This is a genomic window from Arthrobacter sp. AOP36-C1-22 (genome assembly GCF_052377515.1).
Classification (GTDB): Bacteria; Actinomycetota; Actinomycetes; order Actinomycetales; family Micrococcaceae; genus Arthrobacter_H.
The window spans coordinates 1-9,152 of sequence record NZ_JBQSWW010000048.1 but is presented as its reverse complement, the minus strand read 5'-3'; the positions used below and the strand labels follow the sequence as shown (position 1 = coordinate 9,152).

Here is a 9,152-nt window from a genome sequence, read left to right as displayed (position 1 = left end):
CTACGGCACCCCCATCACCGCCACCCTGGTCAATTTCCTCGTCGGGGGAACCGCCCTGTTCATCCTGTGGGGCCTCAGCTCCCTCGGGGGTGAACACCAGCTGTCCTTCCCCGCCGAATGGTGGCTCTACACCGGAGGGGTCTTCGGCTGCGTGTTCATCGCCATCGGCGCCCTGCTGGTCAAATCCCTGGGCGTGCTGATCTCCGGATTATGCATGATCGCCGGACAACTCGTCGGCTCGCTGGCCATCGACCTGATCCTGCCGGCCCCGGGCACCGTCATCGCCGTGGCGACGTTGCTGGGCACCCTGCTGACCCTGGCCGCCGTCGTCCTGGCCAGCGTCCCGGCCGGACGGCTGGCCCGGCCCACGCGGGGGCGCCGGTAGGTGAAATTGCCTGCGGACACGGCGATCACGTTAGGCTTGGCCGATATTGTTACCCCGCTACGGACCGCAACCAGCGGCCTCGTAAACCATTGGAGTTGAATTCATGGCGCCCCAGTCCCCGCTCGATCAGGTCATCTCCCTCGCCAAACGGCGCGGCTTCGTCTTCCAGGCCGGTGAGATCTACGGTGGATCCCGCTCCGCCTGGGACTACGGCCCGCTGGGGACCGAACTGAAGGAAAACATCAAGCGCGAGTGGTGGCAGTCCTTCGTGCGCGGCCGCGACGACATGGTCGGCCTGGACTCCTCGGTCATCCTGCCCAAGGCGGTCTGGGAGGCCTCGGGGCATGTGGCGACCTTCACCGACCCGCTGGTCGAGTGCACCAGCTGCCATCGACGCCACCGCGAAGACCACCTCATCGAGGCCTTCACCGCCAAGAAGAAGCGCGACCCGGTCGATGGCATGTCGGAGATCGCCTGCCCGGATTGCGGGAACAAGGGCGGCTGGACCGAACCGCAGCTCTTCTCCGGCCTGGTCAAGACCTACCTCGGCCCGGTGGACAACGAAGCCGGGCTGACCTTCCTGCGCCCCGAAACCGCCCAGGGCATCTTCGTGAACTTCAACAACGTGCTCACCACCTCGCGCAAGAAGCCCCCGTTCGGCATCGGCCAGATCGGTAAGGCCTTCCGCAACGAGATCACCCCGGGCAACTTCATCTTCCGCACCCGCGAATTCGAGCAGATGGAGATCGAGTTCTTCACCGCCCCCGAAGACGCCGGGCACTGGTACCGGGAATGGATCGACGCCTGCTGGGCCTGGTTCCTGGATCTGGGCATCAACCCGGAGAACATGCGCCAGTACGACGTCCCCGACGGGGAACGCGCCCACTACTCGGCGGGTACCGTCGATTTCGAGTACCGCTTCGGTTTCAAGGGCTCCGAATGGGGCGAGCTGATGGGGGTGGCCAACCGGACCGATTACGACCTGGGGGCCCACACCGCAGGCTCGGGCACCGAACTGAGCTACTTCGACCAGGCCACCGGCGAGCGGTTCACCCCCTACGTCATCGAGCCCTCCTTCGGCTTGACCCGCGCGATGATGGCATTCCTGGTGGATGCCTACACCGAGGACGAGGCCCCGAACTCCAAGGGTGGCGTCGATAAGCGCACCGTGCTCAAGCTGGACCCGCGGCTGGCCCCGGTGAAGGCCGCGGTGCTGCCGTTGAGCCGCAACGAGGAACTCACCCCCAAAGCCAAGGAACTGGCCGCCGAGCTGCGCAAGCACTGGAACGTGGACTTCGACGATTCCGGGGCCATCGGCCGCCGCTACCGTCGCCAGGATGAGATCGGCACCCCGTTCTGCATCACCGTGGACTTCGACACGCTCGAGGACCACGCGGTGACCATCCGTGAACGCGACACCATGAACCAGGAACGAGTGGCCCTGGACCAGGTGAAGTCCTACCTGGCCACGCGTCTACTCGGCGCCTGAGCCCCCACGGGCCGGCCACCCCACGGTGGCCGGCCCGCAGTCGTTTCACCACCTCCAACTCGCATCAGGAGCATCATGAGCAACCTCACCTACCGGCCGTGGCAAGAAGGCGACGACCTGGCCCTCCTGGAGATCCTCGGGGATCCATCCACACCACAGGCCCATATCGACCGCACGATGCTCCGTGCCGATGGTGATGACCCGTGGGCCCGCACGCTCGTCGCCGTCGACGAGGGCGTCCCGGTCGGCGCCGGCACGCTGTTCGAGTCCTCGCTGCACCCCGACCGGCTGTGGTTCTTCGTGGAGGTCGCCCCGGGCCTGCGCCGCCAGGGGGTCGCCACCGAACTGCTGCGGCGGCTGCGCGAATTCCCGGCCCCGTCGGGGGTCACCGCACTGAAGTCCAGGTACACGGTCGAAGGCGCCGAAGGTGAAGCAGCGGCCGCCTTCACGGTCTCCCTCGGCCAGGAACAGATCCAGAGGTCCCGCGGGGTCGTCGTGGAACCGGACTCCTTGCGCCTGCCGGTCTTCGAGGACGAAGGACTGACCCTGGAGGAGGCCGCCACCGGGTCGGTGGAGCTCTCCCAGGTGGTCGCGGACTTCTACAACGCGGTCCACGAGTGGGACCGGGCGCAGATGACCCTGGGCCGTGCCCAGACCATGCTGCTCAACGAGGCCACCGGGGCCAAGGGCGCCATCGTGCTGCGCGACAAGCCCAAGGAATCCGGCGGCAAGATCCTCTCCTTCGCGATCAGCTACGAGCCCGACCGCGTCGACGCCCCGGCCGATGTGCTCATGGGCTGGGACCCCTCCCTTTCCGACTCCGAGGCCCGTGAGGCGGTCCGCGGTCTGCTGGCCATGCTGGCCCACCAGTACCCGGTCAAGCTCGAAGTCGACGACGCCATGGCCCCGCTCGCGGATCTGACCGATGAACTGATCACCGCCGGATCGGCGACCGTGGTGACCACGACGATCATCGTCGCCAACTAATGCACCCAGGCCGCCGGGGAGGGCCCTTCCCGGCGGCGGCATTCGGAGGATCGGCCCGTTCTTGACACAATGGGGTCGTGAGCGTGATTACCCCCGATACCCCGACCCCGCCCCAACTGATGCTGCCCCCGCTGCAACTGGGCCATCTCACGGTGGACACCCCCGTCGTCCTGGCCCCGATGGCCGGCATCACCAATGCCGCCTTCCGGCGCCTGTGCCGGGAGTACGGCGGCGGGTTGTTCGTCTCCGAGATGGTGACCTCCCGCGCGCTGGTCGAACGCAATGAACAGTCGTTGCGGATCATCTCCCACGATGACGACGAAGGCATCCGCTCGGTCCAACTCTACGGGGTGGACCCGGCCACCGTCGGCGCCGCGGTGCGGCTGATCGTCGAGGAGGACCGCGCGGACCACATCGACCTGAACTTCGGCTGCCCGGTCCCCAAGGTCACCCGGCGCGGTGGGGGAGCAGCCCTGCCGTGGAAGACGGATCTGTTCACCTCCATCATCCAAGCCGCCACCCGCGAAGCAGCCCGCGGGGACGTCCCGCTGACCATCAAGATGCGCAAGGGCATCGACGAGGACCACCTGACGTTCATCGAGGCCGGGAAAATCGCCCGTGATGCCGGCGTCGCCGCCGTGGCCCTGCACGGGCGCACGGCGGGCCAGCATTATTCCGGGAAGGCCGACTGGGACGCGATCGCCGAACTGCGCAACGCCCTGCCCGATATCCCCGTGCTAGGCAACGGGGACATCTGGAGCGCGGAGGACGCCGTCGCCATGGTCGAGCAGACCGGGGTCGACGGCATCGTCGTGGGCCGTGGCTGCCAGGGCCGGCCCTGGCTCTTCGGGGACCTTCAGGCCGCCTTCGAGGGATTCGATCGCCGGTTCCGTCCCGGGCTGGCCGAGGTGGCCACCAGCTTCCAACGCCACGCCGAACTGCTGGTCGAGTACTTCGAGGACGAGGGCAAGGCGCTTCGGGACATCCGCAAACACGTGGCCTGGTACTTCAAGGGCTACGCGGTCGGCGGGGACCTGCGGGCGGCCCTGGCCGCCGTGGAGACGTTGGACTCGCTGGCCGAGTTGCTCGCTGAACTCGATGCCGACGTGCCCTACCCCGGGGGCAGCGCCGAAGGCCCCCGCGGCCGGGCGGGATCGCCGAAACGCACGCATCTGCCCGACGGGTGGCTGGACAGCAGGTCCATGGACGAGGAGCACCGTGCGATGATCTCCGCCGCCGAACTGGACGTGTCAGGTGGTTGAGCGGCAGACCCGCCGCAGCCCGGCCGGCTACACGCCCTTCGACGAGGAACGCTGGGTCGGCGAACCGGAGAAGCTCGCTTACCGCACCAGCTTCGAACGCGACCGGGCCCGCGTCCTGCACTCCTCGGCACTGCGCCGGCTGGGGGCCAAGACCCAGGTCGTGGCCCCCATGTCCGATGATTTCGTGCGCACCCGGCTCACGCATTCGCTCGAAGTCGCCCAGGTCGGCCGCGAACTCGGGGCCACCCTGGGCTGCGACCCCGACGTCGTGGACACCGCCTGCCTTTCCCACGACCTGGGGCATCCGCCCTTCGGCCACAACGGCGAGAAGGCCCTGAACCAACTGGCCGCCGGCATCGGCGGATTCGAAGGCAACGCCCAGACCCTGCGGCTGTTGACCCGGTTGGAAACCAAGAAGTTCCGTGATGACGGCGAACCCGCAGGTCTGAACCTGACCCGTGCCACCCTCGACGCCGCCTGCAAATATCCGTGGCGGCGGAGCGAGGCCCCCATCGTCAACGGCCGGCAGACCGGAAAATTCGGTGTCTACGAAGATGACCTGCCCGTCTTCGACTGGCTGCGCTCGGGGCACGACGGCGGTGCCACCGTGTCCCCGGAGCCGCGGCAGAAATGCGTGGAGGCCCAGGTCATGGATCTGGCCGACGACATCTCCTATTCGGTCCACGATGTGGAGGACGCGATCGTGGCCGGCCGTTTCCAGTTGCGGTGGATCCGTGATGCGGACCAGCGGGCGCGGGTCATCGACTGCACCCAACGCTGGTATCTGCCCGAGGTCGATACCGCGACCATCGACGGCGCCCTGGCCCGGCTGGAGGCCACCGGTGAATGGGTCGAGCACTACGACCAGTCCCGCAAGGGCGCAGCCGCATTGAAGGACATGACCAGCCAGTTCATCGGCAGGTTCTGCCAGTCGGCCTTCGACGCCACCCGGGCGGTCTATGGGCCGACCCGGCTGACCCGGTTCAACGGCCACCTCATCATCCCCGAGGAAACCGATCACGAGATCGCCGCGATGAAGGGGCTCGCCGCCGCCTACGTGATGACCAGCCAGGAACGCCAGCCCATCTACCAGCGCCAGCTCGAGGTGCTGGGTGAACTGGTCGGGTTGCTGGAGGACACCGGGGACCGTTATCTCGAACCGCTCTTCGCCGAGGACTGGGCCAGCGCCACCGACGATGCCGGCCGGCTGCGGGCGGTCATCGACCAGGTCGCGAGCCTGACGGACTCCTCCGCCAAGGAATGGCACGCCACCCTGGTGCAGGGCCATTCCTTCAGCCTCGAGCTCTTCTAGACCTCCTTCAGCCAGCCCGAGACCGGTCCGCCCTGGACCAGACGTTCCAGGGGGACGTCCAGGCCCTGCTTCTTGAGCTTCATGACCAACTGGATGAACCGCACCGAGTCCAGACCCAGATCGGCCAGATCGGAGTCGGCAGTGATCTCCGCGGCGGGAATGCCCAGCAGGGCTGCGGACTCGCGGATCACGGTCTGCAGCTTCCACTGGCCGCCGAGGTGCTGCATCGTCGTCACGACGCCGCAGCGTGCCGAAACCCATTCCAACGCCCGGGCGTGGTCCTCGGCGGTGAAATCCGCTACGGCATCGGCGACGATGAAGGACTGGACATCTGACATGAATCCCTCCAGGGCCGTGGCCAAGCAGCCGATGAAGGCATAGACCCCGGTGATGACCAACTGGTCGCGCCCTTCCGCGCGCAGGCGTTCCAGCAGATCGGTGCGCTGGAAAGCGCTGTAGCGCCATTTGCGCATTACTTCGGAAGCGTCCGCGGGAGTCAGGGACCCCACGATCCCGGTATCCGCGGTGCGAGGGCCGTAGCCCCAGAAATCGGTCAGAAGGGCACGTTCGTCGGGATCCTAGTCGCCGGGCTGGGCACTGTAAACCACCGGAATACCCAGTAGGCGTGCCTGGGCGATGAGCTCGGCGATGTTCCCCAGAACGGTGTCCATCGGTTCGGCGTCAGCAGCATACTTATCCACGAAGTGGTTCTGCATGTCGTGAACGAGGAGGATGCTGCGCTCCGGGCAGGAGATCCAATCGCCTACCCGGTTCACCCCGTCCCAGCGCGGCAAGTCGTAGCGAAGCGCCTCGGGGATTTCGAGGTTCGTCGTGTCCATGGTGTTGGTGCTCATGCGTTGGTGCTCCTTTGCTCGCGCAGCAGTGTCCGCAGGCGAACCCGGCTGATTTTTCCTACCCCGGTGACGGGGAACTGTTCGGTGGTCTCGATCCGATCGGGAACCTTCATGACATCGACGCCGCAGTCCCGCAGATGGGAGGCGATCGACTTCCGGTCCACTCCGGAATTCGCGCTGGTGCCCGCACGTGCCGGGACGATGATGGCGACACTGCGTTCGCCGAGGTATTCATCGGGCTCGGCCACGACGACGGCATCGTCGATGGCGGGATGGGCCAGCAGGATGTCCTCGACCTCCTCGGCGGAGATCTTTTCCCCGCCGCGGTTGATCTGGTCCTTGGACCGCCCCTCGACGATGAGGGAGCCGTCGGCGCGCTGTCGCACGATGTCACCCGTGCGGTAGAAACCGTCCTCGGTGAACGCCTGGCGGTTGGCCTCCGGTGACCGGAAGTACCCGCGGATCGTATAGGGGCCCCGGGTCAGCAGGTGGCCGCGGTGCCCAGAGGCGACCGGGCGGTCCTGCTCGTCGACGATCCGGATCTCGTCGGCAGCGCTCATGGGCCGGCCCTGCGTGCCGATGACCGTGTCGGCATCGTCGTCGGGCCGGGTATAGCAGACCAGTCCCTCGGCCATGCCGAAGACCTGTTGCAAAGTCCCGGGGACCAGCTCCATGAGCCGTCGGGCCAGTTCGGGGACCAGCTTGGCGCCACCGACCTGCAGGAGCCGCAGGCTCGAGAGCTGTCCGATGGCGTCAGGTTCCAGCTCGGCATGGTTGACCCACAGATGCGCCAGCGGCGGAACGAGCGGGACCACCGTCACCCGGTGGAGGGCCACGAGATCAAATACGGCCCCGGGAAGTTGGTCTTCGGTCAGGACCACGGTGCCGCCGGCCAGCAGCACGCCCAGGAAGCCGGGGGAGCTCATCGGGAAATTGTGCACGGCCGGGATCACCGATAGGAAGACGTCCTGGGGCGTCAGTCCACACACCACGTTGCTCCGGCGGATTGAATACAGATAGTCGTCGTGGGTGCGGGGAATGAGTTTGGGCAGACCCGTGGTTCCCCCGGAGAGCTGCAGGAAGGCGATGTCGTCCGTCCCCGAGACGCGGTAGGTCTGCTCGAGCTCCCGGCCGGTGATCGAGGCGCTGCGGAGTTGCTCCGCGGTCATGACCCACCTGGCTGAAGCGACCTGTTCGACCACGTCGGCGGCGACCCGGGCAGCGTCGTAGTCCGCGGTCATGTCGCCAACGATGAGGGCAACGGCCTTCGCCCGGTCGGCGACGGCCGTGAGCTCGCGTTCACGACTGCTGCCCAGACAGTAAACGGGAATGGCTCCGATGCGCATCAGGGCCAGGGCGCAGACGACGAGTTCGATTCGGTTCGGGAGTTGGAGGATGACCCGGTCCCGATCGGTGAGCCCCCGGTGGGAGAACACCGCAGCCAGTCGGCTGATCCGGGCGCCGAGCTCGGCATAGCTGAGCTGTCCGTGGTCATCCACCACTGCAGGGTGATCCGGGGTGGCTCGGATCGCGGCCTCCGCGATGCGATCCAGCCGTTCTCCGGTCCAGTACCCGTCACGGCGGTAGGCCGCTGCTGCTTCGGCTGGCCAGGGCCGGCCACCGGCGGCCAGCAGGGGGGTCGCTGAGTTCATGGTCTGTGGGTTCATCGATTGCCGCCTTCCCCGAGCCCCAGCGCCGCGAGGACGGTGCGCAACTTGGCCCCGGTCTCCGCGGCCTCCGATCGGGGATCGGAGCCGGCGACGATGCCGGCTCCCGCCGAAATGAGGGCCGTGGGGCCGTCGACCAGGGCCCCACGGATGGCGACCACCCACACCCCGTTTCCCGCGCGGTCCTGCCAGCCGACGGCGCCGGTGAAGTAGCCGCGGCTAGCTTCAAAGCGTCGCAGAAGGGCGCGGGCCTCGGAGGTCGGCGTGCCGCATACGGCAGGGGTGGGGTGCAGGGTGCGGGCCAGGGCGGCGGCCGATGGCCGGTGACCCGAGGTCCCGGGGGCAGAGAGGTCCCCACGGATCCAGGTGCCGAGATGGAGCATGGAATCCGTCGTGGTGGTGTCCTGGGCCTCGACACGTACATTGGAGCAATTCGGGGCCAGACCGGAAGTGACGGCGTCGACGACCAGTCCGTGTTCACGGGCATCCTTGCTCGAGGTGCGCAGGTCTGCGGCGCGTTTCCGGTCTTCGTTGTCCTCGCCACTCCGCGGGCGGGATCCGGCCAGGGGGTGGGAGCTGACGGAGGAGCCGTCTCGTTCGAGCAAGAGTTCGGGACTCAGGCCCACGAAGGAGCGCCCGTGTTCAAGCGGGATGTGGTAGCCGAAACCATTTTCGGAGGAGGACAGGAGCCGCTCCAGGAGCCCATGGGGGTCGATCGGGCCATCGGCGGCCACCAGCTTGGAACGGGCCAGGACGACTTTTTCGAGCTGTCCGTCACCAATCAACCGCAGAGCTTCTTCGACGCGGCGTTCGTATCCGGCCACGTCCGGGATCTCAACGAGGGACTGGATGCGGGGAGTCCGGCTGTCCGGGGCCACATCGCCGGTGGCGCCGGAGTATGCCTCATTGGCACCGCAGATGAAGACGGCGGGCTCGGTGGCGTCAAAGGGCAGGCAGCCGATGACGACATCGGCATCGGGTTGCGTCTCGAAGGCCCGGGCGATCGCGTCCTCGAAATCGGGAGAAGGGACCAGATTCAGGGCTCCGCTGACCTGTCCGGTGAACCCGGGGGAGACAAATCGGGCGGTCCGGACAGCGGTGACCGTGCCGCGCCCCGATGGGGCGGCGGCGTGTTCGTTCCGGGGTGGTGCCACGCGGAGGGTGTCGGTGGTCGTACTCATCATTGACTTCCTAGG

The 9,152-nt window shown here is 67.3% G+C and carries 8 protein-coding genes and 1 pseudogene; 5 read left to right on the top strand and 4 right to left on the bottom strand.

Features of this window, described 5'->3' with window-relative positions; translation table 11 throughout:
* The 5 genes from ACT3S6_RS15570 to ACT3S6_RS15550 form a co-directional block, all read left to right on the top strand.
* Positions 1–385 (top strand): DMT family transporter (locus ACT3S6_RS15570; protein WP_444555718.1); only part of this gene is annotated, 385 nt, incomplete at its 5' end.
* 103 nt (positions 386–488) lie between these two features.
* The gene (locus ACT3S6_RS15565; RefSeq protein WP_444555717.1) at positions 489–1,874 is read left to right on the top strand and encodes a glycine--tRNA ligase; all 1,386 of its coding nucleotides are present in this window, start codon (positions 489–491) and stop codon (positions 1,872–1,874) included.
* A 75-nt stretch (positions 1,875–1,949) separates the two neighbouring features.
* Positions 1,950–2,861, top strand: coding sequence for a GNAT family N-acetyltransferase (locus ACT3S6_RS15560; RefSeq protein WP_444555716.1), 912 nt, complete (start codon positions 1,950–1,952; stop codon positions 2,859–2,861).
* Positions 2,862–2,980: 119 nt separating this feature from the next.
* Complete coding sequence (gene dusB / locus ACT3S6_RS15555; protein WP_444555720.1) at positions 2,981–4,123, top strand: tRNA dihydrouridine synthase DusB; 1,143 nt, start codon at positions 2,981–2,983, stop codon at positions 4,121–4,123.
* The gene (locus ACT3S6_RS15550) at positions 4,116–5,435 is read left to right on the top strand and encodes a deoxyguanosinetriphosphate triphosphohydrolase (RefSeq protein ID WP_444555715.1); all 1,320 of its coding nucleotides are present in this window, start codon (positions 4,116–4,118) and stop codon (positions 5,433–5,435) included. Before dusB ends, ACT3S6_RS15550 begins: the two co-directional genes overlap by 8 nt.
* Here the strand turns inward: ACT3S6_RS15550 and ACT3S6_RS15545 are convergent.
* From ACT3S6_RS15545 to ACT3S6_RS15530, 4 genes and pseudogenes are all read right to left on the bottom strand, one after another.
* On the bottom strand, positions 5,432–5,662 hold the full coding sequence (locus ACT3S6_RS15545) for a phosphopantetheine-binding protein (protein WP_444555719.1): 231 nt from the start codon (positions 5,660–5,662) through the stop codon (positions 5,432–5,434). The two genes, ACT3S6_RS15550 and ACT3S6_RS15545, sit on opposite strands and share 4 nt — an antisense overlap.
* 6 nt (positions 5,663–5,668) lie before the next feature.
* Positions 5,669–6,274: pseudogene (locus ACT3S6_RS15540) on the bottom strand (isochorismatase family protein); the annotation flags it as partial.
* An 11-nt stretch (positions 6,275–6,285) separates the two neighbouring features.
* Positions 6,286–7,956 carry a (2,3-dihydroxybenzoyl)adenylate synthase gene (locus ACT3S6_RS15535; RefSeq protein ID WP_444555714.1) on the bottom strand — a complete coding sequence of 557 codons (1,671 nt, stop codon included), beginning with the start codon at positions 7,954–7,956 and terminating at the stop codon, positions 6,286–6,288.
* The gene (locus ACT3S6_RS15530; protein ID WP_444555713.1) at positions 7,953–9,137 is read right to left on the bottom strand and encodes an isochorismate synthase; all 1,185 of its coding nucleotides are present in this window, start codon (positions 9,135–9,137) and stop codon (positions 7,953–7,955) included. The genes ACT3S6_RS15535 and ACT3S6_RS15530 overlap by 4 nt, the downstream gene beginning before the upstream one ends.
* Between the last annotated feature and the right edge of the window lie 15 nt (positions 9,138–9,152).

Excerpts from the sequence above, each read along its gene's own strand:
- ACT3S6_RS15565 (WP_444555717.1), top strand. The coding sequence starts at position 489 with ATGGCGCCCCAGTCCCCGCTCGATCAGGTCATCTCCCTCGCCAAACGG.
- ACT3S6_RS15560 (WP_444555716.1), top strand. The coding sequence starts at position 1,950 with ATGAGCAACCTCACCTACCGGCCGTGGCAAGAAGGCGACGACCTGGCC.
- dusB (WP_444555720.1), top strand. The coding sequence starts at position 2,981 with ATGCTGCCCCCGCTGCAACTGGGCCATCTCACGGTGGACACCCCCGTC.
- ACT3S6_RS15545 (WP_444555719.1), bottom strand. The coding sequence starts at position 5,662 with ATGCAGCACCTCGGCGGCCAGTGGAAGCTGCAGACCGTGATCCGCGAG.
- ACT3S6_RS15535 (WP_444555714.1), bottom strand. The coding sequence starts at position 7,956 with ATGAACCCACAGACCATGAACTCAGCGACCCCCCTGCTGGCCGCCGGT.
- ACT3S6_RS15530 (WP_444555713.1), bottom strand. The coding sequence starts at position 9,137 with ATGAGTACGACCACCGACACCCTCCGCGTGGCACCACCCCGGAACGAA.